Raw genomic sequence first — 23,353 nt, forward strand, 5'->3', positions numbered from 1 at the left:
GTTATTCCCTTTGTTTCAAGGCGCTGACCAGATCGGTGTGATCCAGCCTGCGCCGCACCAGCAGCGCCGCCGCCAGCGCCGTGCCCAGCACCACCAGCGTCGCATAGGCATAGGTGGCGCGGCTGATCACCAGCGGCATCGACACCATCTCGCTGGAAAACGCCGCCACCATCAGGGCGGCAAAACCGTAGCCCAAGGCCCAGCCCACCGGCACCGCCAGCACCGAAAGCAGCATCAACTCGCCCACCAGCACATATCCCACCTCGCGGCGGGTAAAGCCCAGCACCCGCAGGCTGGCCAATTCATGCGCCCGTTCGGCCAACTGGATGCGGGCGGCATTATAGACCACGCCGACGGTGATCAGCATGCCCAAAGCGGTGTAGATCACCACCATCCGCACCAGGTTTTCGTTCATCGTGACGTCGAACTGGCGGCGGATATCGGTCCATTCCACCATGCCGCCGATCGCGGGCGTGGTCTTGACCGCCGCGCGCAGGCCGGGCAGCGCCTCGGGCGCGATCATCAGGTGGATGGCGTTGACCTGCGGCGGGCTGCGCATCAGCGCGAACAGCGCCGGCGCCGCCATATGCACATCCTGCCCCATGCTTTGCCGCACCAGTGCCGTGACCGGCACCACCCAGGTCTCGCGCGGCGGGGCCAGCAGTTCCACCGTCACCGTATCGCCGGGCCGCACCCCCAGCACGTCGGCCAGCGATTCCGGGATCGCCAGACCCCGCTGCGGCAGATCGAACGGGCGGCCCTGGGTATCCAGAATACGGGTCAGTTGCGTATCCGCAGCCCGTGCCTGCAAGGCCAGCAGCCGCGATACCGTGCCATGCCCCACCCGCACCGGCAGCACGAAGGCGCCTTCCGCCCGCCGCACCCCGGGCAGGGCGGCGGCGGCAAGCACCGCCTCCTCGCCCTGCGCGCGCGACAGCATCAGCGTCGCCTGCTGCCGGTTGGTATGCTCGAAGATGTCGGTCATCAGCACCGCCATCACATCCAGGATGAAGAACGAGGCCACCAGCACCGACACCGAAGCCGCCACCCCGAACAGCGTCACCATCGCCCGCCCCGGCCAATGGCTGACCGAACGCAGGATCATCATCGTCAGGTTGCGCAAGTGCAGCGCATCGCCCAGCCAGTCCACCCAGCCACGGCGAAAGGCCGGCGGGGCGGGCGGCGCCATCGCCACCGCAGGCGCCAGCCGGGCCGAGGCCAGCACCGCCCGCAACGCCCCCAGCAGCACCGTGGCCAGCCCCAGAAGGCCCGAGATCACGAAAGACCCGACCCCCGGCACATAGATCAGGAAGGGAAAGCGGAAGAAATCGGCATACATCCGGGTCATGCCCGCGCCCAGCCACCAGCCGACGCCCCAACCGACCGCCACCCCCACCAGACCGATGCCGATGCTAAGTTTCAGGTAATGCGCGGCAATCGCGCCGGTGGAATAGCCCACGGCCTTCAAAAGCCCGATCTGCGGTCGGTCCAGCGCGATCAGCCGCCCCAGCACCATGTTGACCAGAAAGGCCGAGATCACCAGAAACACCGGCGGCAGGTATTTGGCAATCGCCGCCAGTTGCGCAAGCTCGTTGTCCAGAAAGGCATGCGAGCTTTGCCGGTCGCGGCCATAAGCGCCAGTGCCGCCATAGGGGGCCAGCAGCCGGTCCAGCGCCGCGATCACCGATTTTTCATTGGCACCGCGCCCCAGCGTCAAGCTGAGGTCGTTGAACGCGCCACCCAGATCGGCGGCGGCGGCAGCGGCGGTTTCCCCCATCCAGATCAGCGCGAAATGCTTGTCATCGGGCATCATCGAGGCGGGGGCGATGGTGTAGATGAACTCGGGCGAGATCACGGTGCCGGTGATCACCAGCTCGCGGCTTTGGCCCTCGATCACCGCGCGAAAGCGATCACCGGGGTGCAAGGCGTTGGCCATGGCAAAGGCTTCGGCCACCACCACTTCATCTGCGTGCAACGGGTCCGGCATCCGGCCAGACCGCAGCAGCGGCACGTTCAGCACCGGGTTGCCCGAGGCGGGCAGGGAAAGGATGCGGGCGGTGGCAGGTTCGGCCATGCCGTCCAGATCCAGCACCGCGGAAAGCACCACCCGCACTTCGGCCAGCGCCACGCCCTCCAGCGCCGCAATCTCGGGCAGCAGGCTGCGGGGGGCGCGGGTGGCCTGCACGAACACCTCGGCAAAGCGGTTGCGCTCGTAATAGGCGGCGCGGGTTTCGGTCAGCGAGCGTTGCACGCCGGTGCCCATCACCAGCACCATGATGCCGCAACCCAACACCCCGGCGATGGCAAGGGTCTGCGCCCAGATCCGCACAAGGTCGTGCAACAGCTTGCGGTTCAGCGCGCTCACCACGTCACCTCCGACGGCGCTTGCCGGGTGGCGTTGACCTCGTCGCGGACAATCGCGCCATCGGCCATCGAAATCACCCGATGCGCGATGGTGCGGATGGCGGCGTTATGGGTGATCAGCACGGTGGCGGTGCCCAGATCGGCGTTCACCTGCACCAGCGCCTCCAGCACGGTGCGGCCGGTGGCGCTGTCCAAGGCGCCGGTCGGTTCGTCGCACAAAAGGATATCGGGCTGCTTGGCGATGGCGCGGGCGATGGCCACCCGCTGCTGCTCGCCGCCCGACAGTTCCGCCGGGAAATGGTGCATCCTGTGCGCCAGCCCCACCCGGTCCAGCGCGTCTTCCGGGCGCATCGGGCGTTGGGCAATCTCGGTCACCAGCGCCACGTTTTCCAGCGCGGTCAGCGACGGCACCAGATTGTAGAACTGGAACACGAAGCCCACATGGTCGCGGCGAAAGGCGGTCAGCGCCTTGTCGGACAGCCGGGTCAGTTCCTCGTCACGAAAGAACACCCGGCCCGAGGTTGGCTGATCCAGCCCGCCGATGATGTTCAACAGCGTCGATTTGCCGGAACCCGAGGCGCCCAGCAGCACCACCATTTCGGTTTCCAGCAAGGTCAGGTCGATGCCGCGCAACGCCTGCACCTCGACGGTGCCGCTGCGATAGACCTTGGTGATCGCTTCGGTGCGCAACACCGCTGATCGGGGCTGGACTGCGGCTTTCATACGCCAATGGTAGCCGATTCCCGCCGCTGCGGCCATGCGCCAGCGCAACGCGCCGTCAGGCTTGCGGTGGCGGCGTGACCTCCTGGCCGGGGGCGACAGGCGAACGCGGCAGCAGCCAGGTGGCGCCGAAAAGATGGATGCCGCCGATCAGCGCGTGATGCAGGCCGGAGTATTTCGACCGCCCGCCACCGCGATGGCTGCGGGCCACCTCGACCAGCAGCACCGCTTGCCCGCGCCGCCGCACCTCCAGCGCCAGAAAGCGGTGCAGGTGATGGAAATAGGTCAGCCGCGTGTAGGTGGCGCGCGGAAACGCCCGCAGCGTGCAGTGGCAATCGCCCTTCAGCGGCGGCCGGGCGGCTTTGGCGGTGTTCTGGCAGCAGCCCTGCACCAGCCCCAGATTGCTGCCCTCGGCCAGCAGCGGCGCGATCAGCCGTGGCAAGGCCGCGGGCGGGTTCTGGCCGTCGGCGTCCAGCGTCGCCACGATGCGCCCGCGCGCCGCCCGCACGCCGTTGTGCAGCGCCGCCGACTGGCCCTGACCGCGGGCATGGCGGATCAGCCGCAGTTGCGGCAGCTCGGCCGAGGCTGCCAGCACCAGTTCCGCCGTGCCATCGCGCGAGCCGTCATCGACCACGATGATCTCGTGCGCCATGCCCGCCAGCGCGCGGTCGATGTCGCGCAACAGGGCGGTGATGCTGGCCGCCTCGTCACGGGCGGGCAGCACCACGGAAACCTCGGGCCAGAGGGTGGGCGCCTGCATCATCGGCGGCCTCGCCAGGGCAGGGGACCAGACGGTATCGGGGAAAGGCGCATGGGGTAATCCTGAAACACGAGATACAACCTTAAGGCGATAGTGCGGCGTTGCCAACGGCTTTGATGCCGGAACTATGCGGCCACCACGCCGAACAGCGCGCCGACGCCGGCGGTGGCGGCCATGGCCAACGCCCCCCAGAAGGTGACGCGCAGGGCGCCGCGCAGCCAGCCCGCCCCCCCCGCCGCCGCCCCCCAGCGCGCCCAGTGCCGCCAGCGTCACCACGGTCGCGCCCGCCACCAGCGGCGTCACCAGCGCCACCGGCACCAGAAGCGCCACCAGCAGCGGCAAGGCTGCCCCCACGGCGAAGGTCAGCGCCGAGACCAGCGCCGCCTGCACCGGCCGGGCGGTGACGGTTTCCGAGATTCCCAATTCATCGCGCATATGTGCCCCCAGCGCGTCCTGCGCCATCATTTGTTCGGCCACCAGCCGCGCCAGATGCCGGTCCAGCCCACGCTCCTCGTAGATGTCGGACAGCTCCTTCAACTCGTGGTCGGGATGGGCGGCGATCTCGGCGCGCTCGCGTTCGATATCGGCGTTTTCAGCGTCGGTCTGGCTGCTGACCGAAACATATTCCCCCGCCGCCATCGACATCGCCCCGGCGACCAACCCGGCCAGACCGGCGATCAGGATCTCGGGCCGCCCCGACCCGGCGGCGGCGACGCCGACCACCAGCGAGGCGGTGGAGACGATGCCGTCATTGGCCCCCAGCACCGCGGCGCGCAGCCAGCCGATGCGGTGGACCATGTGAACTTCGGAATGGGCAAGGCGGCTCATGGTCGTGTCCTTCATACTTGCGGCGCCGGGGTCACCCGGGCCTCGAAACCATCAATTTGCCCAGGGGCGGGCGCGGAAAGCGTCAGGGTGGCCCCGGCGCCGCGGGCGATGCCATCGACGATGGCAAGGCCAAGGCCGGAACCGGCAGAGCGGGCACCGGCGCGTTCAAAGCGGGTGGTCAGCCGGGCCAGCGCCTCGGGCGGCACCACCGACCCGGCATTGCGCACCGTCAGGCTGGCGTCGGGGGCCAGCGTCACCGTGACCGGCTGGGCGGGGTCGCCATGGGTCAGGGCGTTCTCGATCAGGTTGCGGGCCAGCACGGCAAAGGCATCTGGGTCGATGCGGGCCATCGCGGCCCCTTCGGCGGGCAGCGACAGTTGCAACCGGTCAGCCTGACCAGCCCTGCGGAAATCATCGGCCACCAGCGCCAGAATCGGCGCCAGATCCTGCGCGGTATCCCCAAGCACCCCGCCGCCTTCGGCCCGCGACAGTTGCAAGAGCTTCTCGGAAAGCCGGGTCAGGCGGCGCAATTCGGCCTCGATGCTGCGGGCGCGGTCGCGCAGCGGGCCTTCGGGGGCTTCCGCGATCAGCCGCTGGGTCTGCGCCAACGTGGCGGCGACCGGGGTGCGCAACTCGTGGGCTGCATTGGCGGTGAAACTGCGCTCGGCCTCCAGCGTGCGCGCCAAGCGCGCCATCAGCCGGTCGATGGCATCGCGGATCGGCAAGAGTTCCGATTGCAGCCCCTCGGTCTTCAGCGGCGACAGGCCGGTGGCATCGCGCGCCCGCACCTCGCGCGACAGCGCCGCCACCGGCGCAAGCGAGCGGCGGGTAAAGACCGCCACCCCGGCCATGCCCATCGGCAGCAGCAAGGCCAGCGGTGCCAGCATGATCAGCGCCACCCGTTTCATCGCGTCGCGGCGGTGGCGCAGCGGTTCGGCCACCTCGATCCGGTAGGCGCCCGATACCGCCGAGGCCGAAAACACCCGATCCTCGGCGGTGTAGTGAAAGCCGTCCGGCAGAACCTCGTTGAAATCGCCCAGATCGGCGCCGCGCGAATACAGCATCACCTTGCCCGTGGCATCGCGCACCACATAGCTCATGTATTCGTTGGCCGAGCCGACGGGCGACACCCGGCGCGGCTCGGGCGGGGCTTCGGTGTTGATCAGTTCGGTCACTGCCAGCGGCAGGATGCGTTCTGCGGCCTCTTGCAATGCGGCATCGAACACCTCGTCGATCTCGTGCTGCAACACGAAGCCGACGCCCGCCATGGTGGCCAGCCACAGCACGGTCAGCCCCAGCGCCAGACCCAGCGCCAGATCGCGGCGCAGGCTGCGCACGGGAAGGTCGGCGGCACTCATGCCCGCCCCAGCCGGTAGCCCATGCCGCGCACGGTTTCGATCACGTCGCGGCCCAGCTTCTTGCGCAGGCGGCTGACGTAAACCTCGATGGTGTTGCTTTCGACCTCGGCATCAAAGGAATACAGCCGCTCCTCGATCTGGCCTTTCGGCACGATGGTGCCGGGGCGCTGCAACAGCACCTCGAAGATGATCCATTCGCGCTGGCTCAGATCAATCGGACCTTCGGGGCTGGTGATGCTGCGGGCGGCAAGGTCGATGGTCAGATCGGCCAGATGCACCTGCGGGTTGGGATTGCCGGAGTAGCGCCGCGCCACCGCCCCGATGCGGGCGGAAAGTTCGGCCAGATCGAAGGGCTTCACCAGATAATCGTCGGCCCCGGCGTTCAGCCCGTCGATGCGGTCGGTGATGCGGTCGCGGGCGGTCAGGATGATCACCGGCGTCGCCGCCCCGCGCTTGCGCAAGCCGCGCAGGAAATCCAGACCGCGGCCATCGGGCAGCATCAGGTCCAGCAGGATCAGGTCATAGCTGATGGTCTGGGTGCAGGCGGTGGCGTCGGCCAGGGTTTCCACCCAGTCGGGCGTGTGGCCTTCGGCGGCGATCTGGTCGCGCACGGCGGAGCCCAGACCGCGGTCGTCCTCGACCAGTAGAATACGCATCGCCAGACCTTTCCGCTGCGGCAGATGGATTGCCGCCTTGCCCACGCCCCTGCACGCGCAGCCTGACAACCAGCTTAACACGATTGGATTTGCTTTGCCCAAGGCCGTTCGTTCAGCACAGTGTCAGGAAGCGGGCGCAAAACCGCGCTTGATCGGCAGGGCCTGCCTCTGTGATCGCGAATCAAAGGTGACATGATGAAACGCAAGATGCTGGTCGCGGGCGTGCTGGTGGCAGGGCTGCTGGCCACGGCGGCCTATCCGGGGGATGACTGCACCGCGCCGATGTCCACCTGGCAACCGCGCGAGGTGCTGGCCGAGAAGGTGCGCGCGCTGGGCTGGGAGGTGGACCGCATCCGCACCGACGACGGCTGCTACAAGGTCTATGGCCGCGACGAGACCGGCAAGCGCATCGAGGCCGAGTTTGATCCGGCGACGCTGGAGCTGCTGGAACTGGAGCAGCACGACGATGACCGCAGGCCACGGGGTCGGCACGGCGCAGGGCATGACGACCACGGCGAACCGGTGCCGCCGCTTCCCGAAGGGTCCGACTGACCACCTTCGCGCGTCACGGCCAAAATCTGCAAAGCAAGGACATGAACGATGATCAAGGTTTGGGACATCGCGCTGCGGGCGTTTCACTGGGCGCTGGCGATCGGCTTTGCCGCCGCTTACCTGACCGGCGACGAGGACAGCGACCTGCACCAGTGGATCGGCTACACCATCGCAGGGCTGATCGCCTTCCGGCTGGTCTGGGGGCTGATCGGGCCGCGTTATGCGCGGTTCTCGCAGTTCCTGCGCGGCCCCGGCGCGGTGATCGGCTATCTGAGTGGCAGCCTGACCGGTGCCTCGCCGCGCTACATCGGCCACAATCCGGCGGGGGCGGCGATGATCGTGGCGATGCTGCTGACGCTGTCGGGCACCGGCTTCACCGGCTGGCTGATGGCCGACCCGGTCCGCATCGGCCTGCTGCCCGAGATGCCCGCCTTCGTCGCCCCGGCCTTTGCCGATGATGATGGCGATGGCGGCGACGGTGGCGACGGCGCGCTGAAGGAGGTGCACGAGGTGCTGGCCAATCTGATGCTGCTGCTGGTCGGGCTGCATCTGGCAGGGGTGGTGGCCTCCAGTCTGGCGCACCGCGAAAATCTGGCGCGTTCGATGGTCACAGGCCGCAAGCGCGCCGCAGGGCCGGGCGACATTGCCTGAGGAAAACCGCCGCGGGCTGATCCTGCCCAAGATCAGCCCGCGGCCCCGGCTTTGGCGGTATATTGCCGCGACTGGCCGAAAATACCAAGGGATTCAGAAACCTGTCAGGCTGGTCTGGCAGAGCTTCCCGCAGACGTGCATTTACAGACGGAGACTCCCGATGACCAAGACCCGTACCACCCGCCTTGCCCTTGTCGCCGCGGCCACCGCGCTGTCGGCGGCTTTTCTGACCCCCGGCATCGCCGCAGCGCGCTCGGTCACGCTGTCCACGCAACTGACCAACTATGGCGGCAAGGGTGCTTATGTGGCGATCTATCTGACCGACGCCGACGGCGCCTATCAGGGTTCGCTGTGGATGGCCGGCGGCAAGGCCAAATACTACAAGCACCTGCGCGGCTGGATGCGCGCCACCGGCGGCGACCGCGCGCAGGTGGACGGCATCACCGGGGCCAGCGTCGGTTCGGGCCAGAGCCTGAGCGTCACCGTCGATATCGCTGATGCGCTGATTGACGCGGGCTATCAGATCCGGGTGGATACCGCTGCCGAGGAGATGGCCGAGAATCCCGCCGACGTGGTGGTCGATCTGACCGCTGCCGGCGCAGGCAAGGCTGTGGCCGGCAACGGCTATGTCTCCGCTTTCCAATACGACATGTAAGCCGGACCCGGCCAAGGACGCCCCCTGATGTTGCGCCAACTTCATTCGATTCCCGGCCTGGTGCTGGGGCTGGTTCTGATCGTGCTGTCGGTCAGTGGCGCAATCCTGTCGATCGACCCGGCGATGGAGCGGCTGGATGCCCGCCCCATCGCCGGGATCAGCGTGGCGCAGATGGCCGAGCGGGTGGTGGATTTCTACCCCGACATCGAGCGCATCGACCGGCGGGCCAATGGGGTGATCGTCGTCACCTATACCGGGCCGGACGGCTATCATTCCGACCTGATCGACCCGGAAAACGGCTATGAGTTGCAGCCGTGGACGGCGTCGCCGTTCATGCTGTGGCTGAAGGGGCTGCACCGGTCTTTCCTGCTGGACGATACCGGCCGGGCGGTCGCAGGGGTGGCGGCGGGCGGCATGGCACTGATGGCGCTGACCGGGCTTTTGCTGCTGGTGGCGGCGCTGGGCGGCTGGTCGCGGCTGACCCGGCCGGTGCGCGGGGCACAGACCCGGCGCTGGCACGGCACGGCGGGGCGGCTGGCGGTGCCAATGCTGGCGCTGTCGGCGCTGACCGGGGCGATGATGTCGCTTTACAACTTTGAATATCTGCCCGACGGCAGTGCCGACGAGCCGGATTTTCCCTTTGAGGTCGATGGTGGCCCGGCGTTGCCAGTGGGGCAACTGGCGGCGCTGCAGGCGGTGCCGCTGGACGACCTTTACCGGCTGACCTTTCCGGTTGCAGGCGATCCGCTGGACGTGTTCGGCTTGCAGACCAACGATGGCAGCGGCTACGTCGATCAGGCGACGGGCGAGGCGTTGAACTGGCTGCCCACCACCACGGCGCAGGCGGTGTCGGCCTGGGTCGTGGCCTTGCACACCGGGCAGGGCATCTGGTGGCTGGGGCTGCTGCTGGGCCTGGGCGCGCTGGCCATTCCGGTGCTGTCCACCACCGGCACGCTGATCTGGCTGAAACGCCGTGGCGGGCGGCCGAAGGTGGCGGGGCTGGTGCGGGCGGGCGAGGCCGATCTGGTGATCCTGGTCGGCTCCGAAGGCGGCTCGACCTGGGGCTTTGCCGCAACCCTCGCCACGGCGCTGATCGACGCCGGGCGGCGGGTACATCTGGCGGCGATGAACGATCTGAAACCCTATCCCAAGGCGCAGGCGCTGCTGGTGCTGGCCGCCACCTATGGCGATGGCGAGGCGCCGGGGTCGGCCAAGCAGTTCCTGACCCTGCTGCAGCGCAATACCGGCCCTACGATGCCGGTGGCGGTGCTGGGCTTTGGCGACCGGATGTTCGCGCAATACTGCGGTTATGCCGATACGGTGGCGGCGGCGTTGCAGGCCGATGGCTGGCCGCAACTGCTGGAAACCGCGCGGATCGACCGCCAGTCGGTGGTGGATTTCGCCGCCTGGGGCCGCGATCTGGGCAAGGCGCTGAACCTGCCGCTGGTGCTGGATCACCGGCTGGCGCAGCCCGATACCGTGGAACTGGAACTGATCTCGCGGCAGGATTTCGGCGAAGCGGTCAAGGCTCCGGCGGCAATCCTGAGCTTTGTCGCGGCCGGAGCGGCAAAACTGCCGCGGTTCGAGGCGGGCGATCTGGTCGGCATCCTGCCCGAAGGCTCGGACCTGCCGCGCTATTACTCGCTGGCCTCGTCGCGCCGCGACGGCATGCTGCAAATCTCGGTGCGCAAGGCGCCGGGCGGTCTGTGTTCCGGGCAATTGCACGCGCTGAAGCCGGGGGGGCGCATCCGCGCCTTCATCCGCCCCAACCCGGATTTCCGGCCGCAGCCGCACAAACCGGTGATCATGGTGGCGGCGGGTTGTGGCGTCGGGCCGATGGCGGGCTTTCTGCGCGGCGCCAAAGCGGGCCGTGGCATGGAGCTTTACTATGGCGCCCGCGATCCGGGGTCGGACTACCTGTATGAAACCGAACTGGCGGGCTGGCAGTCCGACGGGCGGCTGTCGCATCTGGTGACCGCCTTCTCGCGGGTCGAGGACAAGGCCTATGTGCAGGACCGCATCCGCGCCGATGCCGACCATCTGCGCGAACAGGTGGCGCGCGGCGCGCAGATTCTGGTTTGCGGCGGATCACCGATGGCGAAGGCTGTGGCGACCGAGGTCGATGCCGCGCTTGCACCCTTGGGGCTTTCGGTGGCAGGCTTGAAGGCCGAGGGGCGCTATCTGGAAGATGTCTATTGATCTGATCACCCTGAACGGCCCGACCATGGGCACGCGCTGGACCCTGCGGCTGGCACCACCCGCGGGGCTGGACCTGGGCGCGCTGACCGACGCCTGCGCCGCCGCCATGGCGCGGATCGAGGCGCAGATGAGCACCTGGCAGCCGGGCAGCGATCTGATGCGCTTCAACGCCGCCGCGGTGGGAGAATGGCAGGCACTGCCCGCCGATCTGTTGGTTGTGCTGGCGGCGGGTTTGCAGATCGGGCGGGACTCGGATGGGGTGTTTGATATCGGCGTGGGGGCGCTGGTGCGGGCCTGGGGCTTTGGCCCGGCGCAGGGCCGCGCCGACCCCGCGCGGATCAAGGCGCTGATCGGCCAACGGCTGGCTACGGCTTCGGCGCTGGAGTTGGACATGGCCGGTGGGCGGGCGCGCAAACTGGCGGCGGTTGATCTGGATTTATCCGGCATCGCCAAGGGCTTCGCCGCCGATGTTCTGGCAGGCGTGGCGCAGGGATTTGGGCTGACCGATGTGCTGGCCGGGCTGGATGGCGAGGTGGTGGCGCGCGGTCATCGCCCGGACGGCCGACCCTGGGCGGTGGCATTGGAAGAACCCTTGCGCGGCAGCCGCACGGTGCGCGGGGTGATCGAGTTGACCGACCGGGCTGTGGCGACCTCGGGCGATTACCGGCATTTCGTGCAGGTGGGGGCGGGGTATCTGGCGCACTCCATGAACCCACGGCTGGGGGGGCCGGCACAGAACCGGCTGGCCTCGGTTTCCGTGCTGGCGGAGAATTGCATGACGGCGGATGCCTGGGCCACGGTGCTTCTGGTGCTGGGCGAGGACGCCGGACCGGCCTTGGCCCGCGCCCGCGGCATCGAGGCGATCTTCCTTGTGCGCGACGGCGCTGTCCTTGCCGAAATCGTCACTTGAACTGACACATGACGAAGGCCGCGGCGGCTGCACCTGCCAAGGCCGGTGCGACAGCGGTTTGGCACGCGCAGCCGTCCTTGACGTTTGGCAGCAGATATTTGTCCCGGTATCACAGCGAGAAGCGCCCGCAAGGAAGCGCCGAGCTAACCCTGTGGCGTGACGGCCTTGGCTTGCTGCGCCCTTGCCAGACCCAGCTTGCGCTCGCGCCAGATGATCAGGATGCCCGCCGTCACCACCAGCGCCGCCCCGCCCAGCATGCTCCAACTGGGAACCTCGCCAAAACCCCAATAGCCGATCGCCAGCGCGAACAGGATCGAGGCATAGTCGAACGGCGCCACCACCGAGGCATCGGCCTCGCGGTAGCTGGAGGTCAGGAAAATCTGGCCAAAGCCGCCGAGGATGCCCGCCATCACCAGCAGTGCACCTTCGGTCGGCGTCGGCAGCACCCAGCCGAACGGCAGGGTGACCAGCGACAGCACCGAGCCGGTCAGCGAGAAATAAAACACGATCGTGGGCGTGCGGTCGGTCAGGATCAGCTTGCGCACGAACACCTGTGCCAGGGCTGCAAACACCGCGCCCCCCAGCACCAGCACCGCCCCCAGCGCCTCGGCCTGACCCGCAGCGCCGCCGCTTGCCACGCTCAGCCGCGGCGCCAGCACGATCAACACCCCGGCCAGCCCCAGCACCACGGCGGAGATGCGGAACGCCCGCACCTCTTCGCCCAGAAACATCGCGGCGAACACCACGGTCAGCAGCGGGGCGGCAAAGCCGATGGCGGTGACCTCGGGCAGCGGCAGGTAGCCTAAGCCGGCAAAGCCCAGCCCCATCGCCATGATCCCCATCAGCCCGCGCCAGACATGGCCGATCGGGTTCTGCGCCCGCAGGCCGGTGGACAGCTCGCGCCGCAGCAGCAGCCAGACCACGATCACCGGCAGCGCGAAGAACGAGCGGAAGAACACCGCCTCGCCCGGCGGCACATGCTGCGCCGTGGCCTTGATCAGCGCCGACATGGCGATGAACAGGACCCCCGACACAAGTTTCAGCAGGATGCCGCGCAGCGGGCGCATGGGAACCTTTGGCCAGGGGTTGGGTCAGGGGTGGGGCAGGTGGATCACCGAACCGGGCCTTGTGCAAGGGTGAACCCTCTGGACGGCGCCGCCGGGAAGGGGTCTGATGGCGCGGAAAAGGAGCCTGCCATGCATGGGAAACCGCTGTCCGATCTGATCGCGCAAGGCCGGGGCCTTGTGCCCGCCGATCTGGTGTTGCGGGGCGGCTTGGTGTTCGATCTGATCACCGGCGATCTGGTGCCGGGCGATGTGGCGATCTGCGGCGATACCATCGTGGGGGTGTTTGACGCCTATGAAGGCGTCCGGGTGATCGACTGCACCGGGCAGGTGCTGGTGCCGGGCTTCATCGACACCCATCTGCATATCGAAAGCTCTTGCGTCACGCCGTTCGAGTTTGACCGCTGCGTGACACCTTTGGGCATCACCACCGCGATCTGCGACCCGCACGAGATTGCCAATGTCGCGGGCCTGACCGGCATCCGGTATTTCCTTGAGGCCAGCGCCCATACGGTGATGGACATCAGGGTGCAGCTTTCCAGTTGTGTGCCCTCGACCCATATGGAAACCACCGGCGCGCGGCTGGAGGCGGGCGACCTGATCCCGCTGATGGATCATCCGCGCGTCATCGGGCTGGCGGAATTCATGAATTATCCCGGAGTGTTGGCGGGCGATGCAGGCTGCATGGCCAAGCTGGAGGCGTTCCGCGGCCGTCATATCGACGGCCATTCCCCGCTGTTGCGGGGGCGTGATCTGAACGGCTATATCGCGGCGGGTATCCGCACCGAACACGAGGCCACCACCTATGCCGAGGGGCTGGAAAAGCTGCGCAAGGGGATGCGGGTGCTGATCCGCGAAGGCTCGGTTTCGAAAGACCTGCACGCGCTGGCGCCGCTGCTGACCGAGCGTTTCGCGCCGTATCTGGCGTTCTGCACCGATGACCGCAACCCGCTGGACATTGCCGAGCATGGCCATATCGACCACATGATCCGCACCGCGATTGCGCTGGGGGCGGAACCGCTGGCGGTCTATCGTGCGGCCTCGCTTTCGGCGGCGGAAGCCTTCGGGCTGAAGGATCGCGGGCTGATCGCGCCGGGCAAACGCGCCGATATCGTGGTGATCGACACTCTGGCCGGCTGCCACGCCGCCCGTGTCTTTGCCGGCGGTGTCGAAGCAAATGCCGCCGCGTTTGCCGCCCGCCAGACCATTCCGCCGGTGGCCCGCCATTCGGTGAAAACCGCCCGCATCGCGCCGCAGCACTTCCGCACCCCTGGCAACCGCACCGAAACCCCGGTGATCGGCATCCAGCCTGGCAAGATCATCACCCGGCATCTGACCTACGACATCGCGCCGCAGGACGGCGACAAGCGCCCCGACACCGCCCGCGATCTGGTGAAGATAGCGGTGATCGAGCGGCATGGGGTGAACGGCAACCGCGCCACCGGTTTCGTGCAGGGCTTCGGGCTGCAGCGCGGTGCCATCGGCACCACGGTCTGCCACGACCATCACAACATCGCGGTGGTCGGGGCCGACTATGCCGATATGGCGCTGGCGGCCAACCGGCTGGCGGAGATCGAGGGCGGTTTCGTGGTCACTTGCGGCGGTGAGGTGCTGGCGGAACTGGCGCTGCCGCTGGCGGGGCTGATGAGCCTTGAGCCGTTCGAGGTGGTGCGCGATGCGCTGATGGCCCTGCGCGCCGCCGCCCGATCCCTGGGCGTGGTGCTGGAGGAGCCGTTCCTGCAACTCGCCTTCCTGTGCCTGCCGGTGATCCCGCATCTGAAGATCACGGATTTTGGTATGGTCGATGTGGACCGCTTCGAGGTGCTGCCGTAACGGTCAGTAGCCGAGAGCCTCGTAATCCGGGGCATAGAGCGTCTCGATCTTGCGGCGCTGTTCGGGCGTGATGTCGGCGCGGGCACTGGCGGTGCTGTTGAAGCGCCGGGCCAGCAAGGCGTCCAGCGGAAAATCCGCGGCACCGGCTTGGGCAAACACATGCCGCAAGTCGGCCTCGTAATTCTCGACCCGGCCGATGTGGTCATAGGTGATGTCGCGGAAGGCGATGTTGTCGGTCTGCAACCGCCAGTGGGTATCGGTGTTCAGCCGGTCCAGTTCGAAGCTATGGGCGATATAGTCCAGAAACACGTCGAAATTCCGCGCCTCGCCCTGCGCCGGATCGAAACCATGCGCCCGCATCGGGCCCATGTGCTTGTGGCGGGCGATGTTGGTCTGATCGACAAAGAAGTTGCGGAAGGCCGAGCGCACCCGCGCCTCGGGGTGGCGCACGAAGGTAAAGAAATACGGCACATGCGCTTCGAAATACGGCTTGATCTCCATCCAGCGGTAGCGGGCGGGCAGGATACCGCGATCGGCGCGGTGGACGTTGCCTTTGTGCGGCTCGCCATGGTTGGCATAGGCATAAAGGATCTGCGTGGTCTGGGTGCAGGCGCATTTCTGGTTGCGCAGGAACAACAGCCGGTGGTCCTGCGTCATGATCAGGTTGCGCAGCGTCCCGCGCAGGTGCGGCGGCTGTTTCTCCAGTTCCAGCAGCACCTTGTAGCGCGGAAAGAACGGCGCCAGCAGCCGGTTCAGCACGGTGTTCTGGCTGGTGGGTAACAGGAAAACGGGCTTGTCCACGCGGCGGGCCTTGCTTGAAGAAGGGTGGTCGAACGAATTTCCACAGCGGCGCACCGCAGTGCCCAACGGCCCCGAGCCAAACCGGCCCTGGCAGACAGGAACAATCTTCCTTCTAACGCGCGTTGGGCCGATCTTCCATACTCTATTGCGGCAGACTCCCGAACGTCGGTGCCGTCGCGCTTCGCGCCCTGAGTCCGCCGCGCCACAGGTCCTCCCCCATATCCGGTGTGCAGAACTTTCTTCTGTGCAGCCTTTCGGGGCCTTCCTATAGTCCTTGTGATAATACCGGGGGCAAACCCCCGGACCTGAGGCAGGACCAGAAAACAAGAAGGGGGGAAGCCATGCGCTGCCCATTTTGCGGCAATATTGATACCCAGGTGAAGGACAGCCGCCCGGCCGAGGATCACGTCTCGATCCGTCGCCGCCGGTTCTGCCCGGCCTGTGGCGGGCGCTTCACCACCTACGAGCGGGTGCAGTTGCGTGACCTCGTGGTGATCAAATCCTCGGGCAAACGCGAGGATTTCGACCGCTCGAAGCTGGAGCGCGCCATCCGCATCGCCATGCAGAAACGCCCGATTGATCCCGAACGCATCGACCAGATGATCTCGGGCATCGTGCGGCGGCTGGAATCCTTGGGCGAGACCGACATCCCCTCGCGCACCATCGGGGATATCGTGATGGAAAGCCTCGCACGGATCGACACCGTGGCCTATGTGCGGTTTGCCAGCGTTTACAAGAACTTCCAGGCAGCGGACGATTTCGACAAATTCGTTTCCGAGCTGCGCCCCGCGGGTGCGCCGGAAGAGTGAGCGATAGCGCCCACATGGCCCATGCCCTTGCGCTTGCCGCGCGGGGGCTTGGGCGCGCCTGGCCCAACCCGGCGGTGGGCTGTGTGATTGTCGCCGGGGGCAGGGTGGTCGGGCGCGGCCATACCCAGCCCGGCGGGCGGCCACATGCCGAGGTGATGGCGCTGCATCAGGCGGGTGCCTTGGCCCGCGGTGCCACCGCCTATGTGACGCTGGAACCCTGCGCCCATCACGGCCACACCCCGCCCTGCGCCGAAGCCCTGATCGCCGCCGGGGTGGCGCGGGTGGTCACAGCGCTGACCGACCCCGACCCGCGGGTGTCCGGCAAGGGCCACGCGCTGCTGCGCGCCGCCGGGATTGCTGTTACCGAAGGGGTTCTGCCAGCCGAGGCGACGGCGGCCAATGCGGGATTTCTGAAGCGCGTCACGCAAGGCCTGCCCTTCGTCACCCTGAAACTTGCCACCAGCCTTGATGGCCGCATCGCCACCGAAACCGGCGAGTCGCGCTGGATCACCGGTGCCTTGTCGCGCCGCGCCGGGCACGCGCTGCGGCTTTCCCATGACGCGGTGATGGTCGGCGCTGGCACGGCATTGGCCGACAACCCCGACCTGACCGCCCGTGGCCTTGGCGCCAACCATCAGCCGGTGCGCATCGTCATCGACAGCCGGTTGCGCCATTCGCCGCAAAGCCGCCTGGGCCAGACCACCCGGACAGCGCCGGTCTGGCTGTGCCACACCGAAGCCGCCCCGGTGGATGCCCGCCAGGCCTGGGAAGCCACCGGTGCCCGGCTGATCTTCTGCCCGGCCACACCCGAAGGCCACGTCGCCCTGCCCGAAGCCCTGCGCAATCTGGCCGATCTCGGCCTGACCCGCATCCTGTGCGAAGGTGGGGCGCAACTGGCCGCCAGCCTGATCCGCGACCGGCTGGCGGATGAGCTGGCGCTGTTCGGCGCGGGCAGCCTGCTGGGTGCCGAGGGCCTTGCCGCCATCGGCCCGCTGGCGCTGCGCCACCTGACCGACGCGCCGCGCCTGCACCTGCTGGAAACCCATCCGATCGGCGAAGACAGCCTCAGCCGCTGGCGCTTTTCCTGAACCGCACGGGTTTCATCTGTTCCCAAATATCCCCGCCGGAGGCCCGGCAGTGGTCACCAGTGCCCGGTGTTGCCCATCGAGAGCCACGGCTCGGCCGGTGCCAGCGCCGCACCGATCTGCAACAGTTCCACCGAGATGTTGTCGGGGCTGCGCACAAAGGCCATGCGGCCATCGCGCGGCGGGCGGTTGATCACCACGCCGTTGGCCGCCAGATGCGCGCACATCGCGTAGATGTCGCCCACCCCATAAGCCAGATGCCCAAAATGCCGCGAATCCGACGGCAGGCCGGCATCGCCATCCCAGTTGAAGGTCAGTTCCACCGGACATTCCGGCTGGCCGGGCGGTGACAGAAACACCAGCGTGAACCGCCCGCCCTCGTTGTCGATCCGCCGGGTCTCTTCCAGCCCCAGCAGCTTGTAGAAGGCGATGGATTTCTCCAGGTCCAGCACCCGGACCATGGTGTGAAGATATCTGACTTGCATGGCTTTCTCCCTTTGCCCGCTATCCTAGCACGCAATCGCGCCAAGGCGAGGGGGGCTATGGCGAGGGGCTCAGAACGTCGATTTCAGCCCGAAGGCCACGCCGATGTCCTGCTGCTCGAACCGGCTGACATTCGACCAGTTGTGCCCGGCGGAAAAGGTGATGCTGGGGGCAAAGCCCATCACCGCCGCCTGCGGCAGCACCATCTCGACCGTGGCGGTCAGGCGGTTGTCCTGCCGTGGGCCATCGCCAAACAGACTGCCGGTGAAGGTTTGCGGATAGTGCCGTGCCGCGGCGGCCAGCCCCAGCGTCACCTCGGCCGGGCCGACCGGCTGGCCCAGGGCATAGCTGACGGCCGCGTTGATGCTGCGGTATTCGGCCCGGCGCGAGGTGCTGTCGGTGCCGCTGACCCCCAGCACCAGCGCCAGCGTGCCGCCCCCCGCCAGCCGCCGCACCACTTGCCCCTGCAGGCTGGCCAGCAGCGTCCGGCTGTCGTCGCGCTCGCTGTAGCCCTGTTCCAGCGCACCGCTCACCTGCGCCTGCGCCGCCGCCCCCAGCGCAAAGCTGCGCGCCAGATCAAGCCGGCCATAGCGGCTCATCGGGCTGCCGCCATACCAGGTCTTGCCCGCCGTCAGCCCGTAATTCCACTGGCCATTGCCCGCAGCCTGCCGCTGCTGGCGCAGCGATACCTCCAGCGCCCCAAAGGCGAAATCGCTGCCCTTGGTGCCGGTGGCTTCGGTCAGCCGCCGCGCCGCGTCGCTTAACGCATAGGTCGCGCCAAAGGCCCGCAAGCCCAGGCTGGTCAGGTGCTGCGGCCCTGAAGCAATCCGGTAACTGGTCGAGACGTCCAGCGTCGCCTCCAGCCCCGACAGCGCCAGCGCATCGGGCGACAACAGCGCGCCGGTGGGCTGGCCGTCGATGGTCAGCCGCTGGTCCTGACTGCCGCCGTTGATGTTGGACGACGGCGCCAGGGCAAAGCTGAAGCGGTTCGCCCAGCGGTTCTGCGCCGTGATGTTGCGATACCCCGCCACGGCCTCGGCCTGTTCTTCGGGCGAGCTGGCGGCATCAGAGGCCCGGCGCAGCCAGAACCCGGCCCGCGTCAACTGCCCCGCCTCATAGGCGCTTTTGGCCGCCAGCCGGGCTGCGGCAAAACGCAGGCGCGGGTTGCCCTTGGCCAGCGCAAAGGCCCGCACCGCCGCCGTGCGCGCCTGATCGGGGTGCTGCAGCGCCACCTCGGCCCAGCCCAGCAGCATCAGTGCGTCAATATCGCCCGGATCGCGCTGCAACAGCCCGCGCGCCAGAGCCGCCGTCAGCCCGGGCTTGCCGTCTTGCAGCGATTGCACCGCAAGTGCCCGACTGTCGGCAATGCTCAGCGTCAGGGTTTCCGCCGCATCCGCCGCCCGCACCGCCCCCACACCCAGATCCGCCGCCAGCACCGGCACCAGCGCCAGAACCAGCGCCGCACCGCGCAGGGACGGGATCAATTGGCGCACGGAACTCCTGTCGGGTTCGGATTGGGCGGCGAGAAGGTATCGACGCAGGAAATCGCGAAGGCCCCCTGTTCCACCAGCGCCGCAATGTCGGGGTCGGGCTGGAACACCAGCACGGCGGCGACGTCATTGGCATTGCGGCCACCGAAGATGCCGCCATATTCCCCGACATCATTCAGCGACGAGCTGGAGAACTGCTGCACGGTTCCGGCAAAGGTGCCGTCTTCAGCGATATCGGTGATCTGCAAGAAGACGTCGCGCAGCGGGGTCGCGGTATCGACGATGCTGCGGTTGATGACGCCGCCGTTCAGCCGGTCGTTGGTGAAATCGGCGTTGACCTGCACGGTGCCCTGGGTGCGCAGTGGTGCCACGGCGTCCAACGGACCGCTGGCCCCGAGCCCGGTGTTCAACACCCCGGCATAGGTGCCGGTATAGGTGGCCAGGCCACTGGTCGGCCGGGTATAGGCGCCATCGCGGGCATAGATGCCGCCAACCACGGTATTGGCGAACTGGCCGCCATCTCCGACAGCACCGGCAATCACGTTGCCGCTTTTGCGGAACAGGCCGATGAAGGACCGGTGCGTGCTGGCTTCCTGAAAGGTGTAGGCCTGATAGCCGGGCACATCCAGCGCCCGGGCCGCGGCATCGCGGGTGAAGGTGCCGGAAATCGGCGAGGCATCCAGCTGATCCATGTTGACGGTCAGCGTTTCGGCCGCCGCATTGTAGGTGGCTGCGGTCACGTCACGCCGCAACGCTTCGGGAATCTCTGCCGTCGATCCACCACCACCGCCGCCGCCGCCACCACCGCCGTCCGGCCCGCCATTGTTCAGCGGGTTGCCGCTGCAGGCGGCCAAGGCAAACAGCAACGCCATCGGCGCAAGATCACGAAATTCCATGGATATACTGCCCGCTCGTTTGTTGGTTTTGCCTAAAATCCTGCCCAATCCGGGCGTGCAAGTCAATCCGGCCCGCCGCAGCCGCCGGTTTTGATGCAAAAAGGTCGCGCGGGTGTATTCCGCTTTGCGCCATCCTGCCGCATCTCGTATGCTGCGGCAAAACCACCCATAGATGTAGAGGCCCCGATGCCGCTTTCCCCCGACCAGCTTGCCGAGATCGAAGCCGCCCGCGCCAACCCGCTGCCCACCCTGCGCGCCACCTCGCCGGGCATGGAGGCGCATCTTTACCGGGCGCATCAGGTGCTGGACCACGGCTTCATCCGCGTGGTCGACTACATGGGCGACGACGCCGCCATCGTGCAGGCCGCCCGGGTGTCCTATGGCGCCGGCACCAAGCATGTGCAGAACGACGAGGGGCTGATCCGCTATCTGATGCGGCACTGGCACTCCACCCCGTTCGAGATGTGCGAGATCAAGCTGCACGTCAAACTGCCGGTCTTCGTCGCCCGCCAGTGGATCCGCCACCGCACCGCCAACGTCAACGAATACTCGGCCCGCTATTCGATCCTCGACCGCGAGTTCTACATTCCCGCCCCCGAACATCTGGCGGCGCAATCGGTGGTCAACAACCAGGGCCGCGGCGAAGTGTTGACCGGGGCCGAATCCGCCCGGGTGCTGGAGATGCTGAAATCCGACGCCAACCGCGCCTATGACCATTACGAGGCGATGCTGAGCCAGAATGGCCAATTGGGTCTGGCCCGCGAACTGGCCCGGATGAACCTGCCCGCCAATATCTATACCCAATGGTATTGGAAGGTCGATCTGCACAACCTGTTCCACTTCCTGCGCCTGCGCGCCGACGAGCACGCCCAATACGAAATCCGCGTCTATGCCCAGGCGATTGCCGATTGCGTGCGCGACTGGGTGCCCTTGGCCTATGCCGCGTTCGAGGATTACCGGATGGGGGGGGTGACACTGTCGGGCAAGGCGATTGCGGTGTTGAAGAGAAGGCTTGCGGGTGAGGTTGTGGGGCAGGTTGATTCAGGTATGAGCAAGGGGGAATGGCGGGAGTTTTTGGAGGTTTGGGGGTGACGTCAAAATCGCGGTCCTTCGAGTTATTAGTTGGACGTATATTGTCGCTTTCTCGGGACAGCGTAGCAAACGTCATTTGTGACGATCGAGTTATCGACCCAGATGGTGAAGGAAGAACTCGTCAAGTTGACATTACATATAAACGGAATGAAGCTTTAGTTCACGTCGAGTGCCGGGATCACAAGTCTCCACAGGATGTGCAGTGGATTGAAGAACTTATTGGCCGAAGAGCTAGCTTAAACCCGGATATAATGATCGGGGTATCATCAAGCGGATTTACCCATTTAGCTTTGAAGAAGGCGGAATCACACGGCATAATCCTGCGATCAGTCCTATCTGTCACAGACGATGAAATCTTAAGTTGGGGTTGCGAGGTTATAATCACAGTCCTTTTTATTCGTTTTGATTGCTTAAATTTAGTTTTGTCATCTAGATCGAAGCTCTTGGGTGTTGACTTCTCTCATTTTTGGTTGGAAATTGTGGGTCGGCGACAACTTGGAGATTGGCTTTCAAACATCGCTCTTCAATTCAAAGATCTAGGTAGAGGCGAGACACTACCATTCATCGCAAAGGTAAGCACGCCTACACATTATCTGCTGAATCCAATCCTCTCGAAAATTTCAGAAATCGAAATTCATAGCTTTGTAACCGGTGTCAGGCAGGATTTTCGAATGTCTTCTGCTTTGGTGTCGAGTGAAGAGATTGGTTCTTCTGCAGAAGACACTGTTGTATTTGGTTTTGGTAGAAGCGGCACCGAGTTGCATCTTTCAACTGGTACTTTTAGATGGGCGCTCGATTTCTCAAAGATACTATACCCGAAGGATTGTTTTTTTTCGGGTGAGGTTCAAATAGATTTCGGAGAACCCCGCCCAATGGATGGGGTGTTTATAATGGGAATGGACGCCACAAAAGCGCCAGAAATGACGATACCCATCGTGCGCCAGCAAGCGTATGGCGCGTTCCAAACCTCCTAACCACGCCGTCAGATTTGCCCAAAGCAAATCTGACCGCGCCCGACCCGCCCCCCGGGGGCGGGCGCGATTTATCGCCCCCACCCCCGCGTGCCGGTCGCGGTCAGATTTGCACCCCGGCGTCGTGCCAAGCCCACCCCCGGCCCTCGCAAGCGTGCTCGGGCGTTCGGTGGGAAAATGGTCCACTGGACCATTTTCTGATCCACCTCACCCCAATCGGCGGTTGATCGCTTGTGCGCCTCCTCCCACCCCCGCCCCGCCGATTTCCCCGAAGACAACCCGAAAAACCCGTGCAATTATCACCTTGCGGCATTGGCCGCGCCCATTTTCCGACCCGCGTTTTTCCACAGCCCCTTGTGCCATCCGCAACCCTCCGTTGCACATTTCCAGTGAGCCCTTCCATGCCCGACGCGATTTTGCTTTTCATCATCACCCTCTCCACCATCGCCGGCGATTTCTGCATCAAGCTGGCCTCGGCCAAGCCCGACGGCTTGCGCACCGCCTGGTTCGTGGTCGGCGCGCTGCTGTATGGCCTGCCGGCCTTCGGCTGGTTCCAGCTGATGCGCAACCACTCGCTGGCGTCGGTGGCGGTGTTCTACTCGGGGGCGACGCTGGTGCTGATGGCCGCCCTAGGCACGCTGGTGTTCCGCGAAAGCTTTGGCCTGCGCGAGGGGCTGGGCGTGGCGCTGGCGCTGGCGGCGGTGGTGGTGATGCGCGGCGATGCCTAGCTCTGGTCTTTGCCGCCGCGCACCCTAAGTCCTTGGCAAAAGGAGATCCACATGCCCCTCGCCATCCTCTACATTTCCACCACCATCGTTTTCCTCGTCCTCGACGGCATCATGCTGGCGCTGGTGATGAAGCCGCTGTTCACCCGCCATATCGGCCCGCTGATGGCCGACCCGATGCGGGCCGCCCCCGCCGCCGCCTTCTATGCCGCCTATGTCGCCGGGCTGCTGTATCTGGTGTCCTGGCCCGCGGTGAAGACCGGCGCGCCGGTGCTGATCCCGGCGCTGGTGCTCGGGTTGATGGCCTATGGCACCTACGAGTTCACCTCGCTGGCGATCATGAAGGACTGGCACCCGATGATGACCGCGGTGGACACCACCTGGGGCGGCGTGCTGACCGCGTTTTCCGCCTGGGCCGGGGTGGCGATCACCCGCTGGTTTTCCGGCTGAG

Annotated in this window: 22 protein-coding genes; 12 read left to right on the forward strand and 10 right to left on the reverse strand. The window is 66.4% G+C overall.

Annotated elements, in window-relative coordinates:
* Position 1 precedes the first annotated feature (1 nt).
* The 5 genes from RSW2DRAFT_RS18680 to RSW2DRAFT_RS06390 are packed head-to-tail and all read right to left on the reverse strand — an operon-like array spanning position 2 to position 6,686.
* The gene (locus RSW2DRAFT_RS18680) at positions 2-2,365 is read right to left on the reverse strand and encodes an ABC transporter permease (RefSeq protein ID WP_040671712.1); all 2,364 of its coding nucleotides are present in this window, start codon (positions 2,363-2,365) and stop codon (positions 2-4) included.
* The gene (locus tag RSW2DRAFT_RS06370) at positions 2,362-3,087 is read right to left on the reverse strand and encodes an ABC transporter ATP-binding protein (RefSeq protein WP_050786782.1); all 726 of its coding nucleotides are present in this window, start codon (positions 3,085-3,087) and stop codon (positions 2,362-2,364) included. Before RSW2DRAFT_RS06370 ends, RSW2DRAFT_RS18680 begins: the two co-directional genes overlap by 4 nt.
* 55 nt (positions 3,088-3,142) lie before the next feature.
* Entirely contained in the window at positions 3,143-4,672 is a 1,530-nt protein-coding gene (locus tag RSW2DRAFT_RS18785; protein ID WP_008029189.1) for a VIT1/CCC1 transporter family protein, read from the reverse strand.
* 11 nt (positions 4,673-4,683) lie between these two features.
* Positions 4,684-6,030: an ATP-binding protein gene (locus tag RSW2DRAFT_RS06385; RefSeq protein WP_008029190.1), complete on the reverse strand. Its 1,347-nt coding sequence runs from the start codon at positions 6,028-6,030 to the stop codon at positions 4,684-4,686.
* Positions 6,027-6,686: a response regulator gene (locus RSW2DRAFT_RS06390; protein ID WP_008029192.1), complete on the reverse strand. Its 660-nt coding sequence runs from the start codon at positions 6,684-6,686 to the stop codon at positions 6,027-6,029. Before RSW2DRAFT_RS06390 ends, RSW2DRAFT_RS06385 begins: the two co-directional genes overlap by 4 nt.
* A gap of 195 nt (positions 6,687-6,881) precedes the next feature.
* Between RSW2DRAFT_RS06390 and RSW2DRAFT_RS06395 the strand changes: the two genes are divergently transcribed.
* The 5 genes from RSW2DRAFT_RS06395 to RSW2DRAFT_RS06415 all read left to right on the forward strand — a co-directional run bounded on the left by RSW2DRAFT_RS06395 (position 6,882) and on the right by RSW2DRAFT_RS06415 (position 11,653).
* The gene (locus RSW2DRAFT_RS06395) at positions 6,882-7,238 is read left to right on the forward strand and encodes a PepSY domain-containing protein (protein WP_008029194.1); all 357 of its coding nucleotides are present in this window, start codon (positions 6,882-6,884) and stop codon (positions 7,236-7,238) included.
* A 48-nt stretch (positions 7,239-7,286) separates the two neighbouring features.
* A complete protein-coding gene (locus tag RSW2DRAFT_RS06400) occupies positions 7,287-7,889 on the forward strand; it encodes a cytochrome b/b6 domain-containing protein (RefSeq protein ID WP_008029195.1) in 603 nt (200 codons plus the stop codon).
* Between the two features lie 160 nt (positions 7,890-8,049).
* Positions 8,050-8,544, forward strand: coding sequence for a DUF2271 domain-containing protein (locus tag RSW2DRAFT_RS06405; protein ID WP_008029197.1), 495 nt, complete (start codon positions 8,050-8,052; stop codon positions 8,542-8,544).
* Between the two features lie 27 nt (positions 8,545-8,571).
* Positions 8,572-10,743, forward strand: coding sequence for a PepSY domain-containing protein (locus tag RSW2DRAFT_RS06410; protein ID WP_008029198.1), 2,172 nt, complete (start codon positions 8,572-8,574; stop codon positions 10,741-10,743).
* Positions 10,733-11,653 carry an FAD:protein FMN transferase gene (locus RSW2DRAFT_RS06415; protein ID WP_008029200.1) on the forward strand — a complete coding sequence of 307 codons (921 nt, stop codon included), beginning with the start codon at positions 10,733-10,735 and terminating at the stop codon, positions 11,651-11,653. The genes RSW2DRAFT_RS06410 and RSW2DRAFT_RS06415 overlap by 11 nt, the downstream gene beginning before the upstream one ends.
* A 143-nt stretch (positions 11,654-11,796) precedes the next feature.
* On the opposite strand, the gene RSW2DRAFT_RS06420 is transcribed toward RSW2DRAFT_RS06415, so the two are convergent.
* Complete coding sequence (locus tag RSW2DRAFT_RS06420) at positions 11,797-12,720, reverse strand: DMT family transporter (RefSeq protein WP_008029203.1); 924 nt, start codon at positions 12,718-12,720, stop codon at positions 11,797-11,799.
* 129 nt (positions 12,721-12,849) lie between these two features.
* Between RSW2DRAFT_RS06420 and ade the strand changes: the two genes are divergently transcribed.
* Positions 12,850-14,550 carry an adenine deaminase gene (gene ade, locus RSW2DRAFT_RS06425; protein ID WP_008029205.1) on the forward strand — a complete coding sequence of 567 codons (1,701 nt, stop codon included), beginning with the start codon at positions 12,850-12,852 and terminating at the stop codon, positions 14,548-14,550.
* Positions 14,551-14,553: 3 nt separating this feature from the next.
* On the opposite strand, the gene RSW2DRAFT_RS06430 is transcribed toward ade, so the two are convergent.
* Positions 14,554-15,351, reverse strand: a complete 798-nt coding sequence (locus tag RSW2DRAFT_RS06430; RefSeq protein ID WP_008029207.1) for a sulfotransferase family 2 domain-containing protein — start codon at positions 15,349-15,351, stop codon at positions 14,554-14,556.
* 341 nt (positions 15,352-15,692) lie between these two features.
* Between RSW2DRAFT_RS06430 and nrdR the strand changes: the two genes are divergently transcribed.
* Both nrdR and ribD read left to right on the forward strand, forming a co-directional pair.
* Positions 15,693-16,160, forward strand: a complete 468-nt coding sequence (gene nrdR / locus RSW2DRAFT_RS06435; RefSeq protein ID WP_008029208.1) for a transcriptional regulator NrdR — start codon at positions 15,693-15,695, stop codon at positions 16,158-16,160.
* Between the two features lie 14 nt (positions 16,161-16,174).
* A complete protein-coding gene (gene ribD / locus RSW2DRAFT_RS06440) occupies positions 16,175-17,248 on the forward strand; it encodes a bifunctional diaminohydroxyphosphoribosylaminopyrimidine deaminase/5-amino-6-(5-phosphoribosylamino)uracil reductase RibD (protein ID WP_008029210.1) in 1,074 nt (357 codons plus the stop codon).
* A 53-nt stretch (positions 17,249-17,301) separates the two neighbouring features.
* On the opposite strand, the gene RSW2DRAFT_RS06445 is transcribed toward ribD, so the two are convergent.
* The 3 genes from RSW2DRAFT_RS06445 to RSW2DRAFT_RS06455 all read right to left on the reverse strand — a co-directional run bounded on the left by RSW2DRAFT_RS06445 (position 17,302) and on the right by RSW2DRAFT_RS06455 (position 20,114).
* Positions 17,302-17,730 carry a VOC family protein gene (locus RSW2DRAFT_RS06445; RefSeq protein ID WP_008029212.1) on the reverse strand — a complete coding sequence of 143 codons (429 nt, stop codon included), beginning with the start codon at positions 17,728-17,730 and terminating at the stop codon, positions 17,302-17,304.
* Positions 17,731-17,799: 69 nt separating this feature from the next.
* Entirely contained in the window at positions 17,800-19,221 is a 1,422-nt protein-coding gene (locus tag RSW2DRAFT_RS06450) for a tetratricopeptide repeat protein (RefSeq protein WP_008029214.1), read from the reverse strand.
* Positions 19,209-20,114: a HupA family protein gene (locus tag RSW2DRAFT_RS06455; RefSeq protein WP_008029216.1), complete on the reverse strand. Its 906-nt coding sequence runs from the start codon at positions 20,112-20,114 to the stop codon at positions 19,209-19,211. The genes RSW2DRAFT_RS06450 and RSW2DRAFT_RS06455 overlap by 13 nt, the downstream gene beginning before the upstream one ends.
* Before the next feature lie 186 nt (positions 20,115-20,300).
* On the opposite strand from RSW2DRAFT_RS06455, the gene thyX reads away from it, so the two are divergent.
* The 4 genes from thyX (at position 20,301) to RSW2DRAFT_RS06470 (ending at position 23,352) form a co-directional block, all read left to right on the forward strand.
* A complete protein-coding gene (gene thyX / locus RSW2DRAFT_RS06460; RefSeq protein WP_008029218.1) occupies positions 20,301-21,206 on the forward strand; it encodes an FAD-dependent thymidylate synthase in 906 nt (301 codons plus the stop codon).
* Positions 21,176-22,180: a restriction endonuclease gene (locus tag RSW2DRAFT_RS17890; RefSeq protein ID WP_008029219.1), complete on the forward strand. Its 1,005-nt coding sequence runs from the start codon at positions 21,176-21,178 to the stop codon at positions 22,178-22,180. The genes thyX and RSW2DRAFT_RS17890 overlap by 31 nt, the downstream gene beginning before the upstream one ends.
* Positions 22,181-22,578: 398 nt before the next feature.
* Complete coding sequence (locus tag RSW2DRAFT_RS06465) at positions 22,579-22,905, forward strand: hypothetical protein (RefSeq protein WP_008029220.1); 327 nt, start codon at positions 22,579-22,581, stop codon at positions 22,903-22,905.
* 51 nt (positions 22,906-22,956) lie between these two features.
* The gene (locus RSW2DRAFT_RS06470; RefSeq protein WP_008029221.1) at positions 22,957-23,352 is read left to right on the forward strand and encodes a DUF2177 family protein; all 396 of its coding nucleotides are present in this window, start codon (positions 22,957-22,959) and stop codon (positions 23,350-23,352) included.
* The last annotated feature ends 1 nt before the right edge of the window (position 23,353 follow it).

Source organism: Rhodobacter ferrooxidans (genome assembly GCF_000176015.1).
GTDB classification, from domain to species: domain Bacteria; phylum Pseudomonadota; class Alphaproteobacteria; order Rhodobacterales; family Rhodobacteraceae; genus Pseudorhodobacter_B; species Pseudorhodobacter_B ferrooxidans.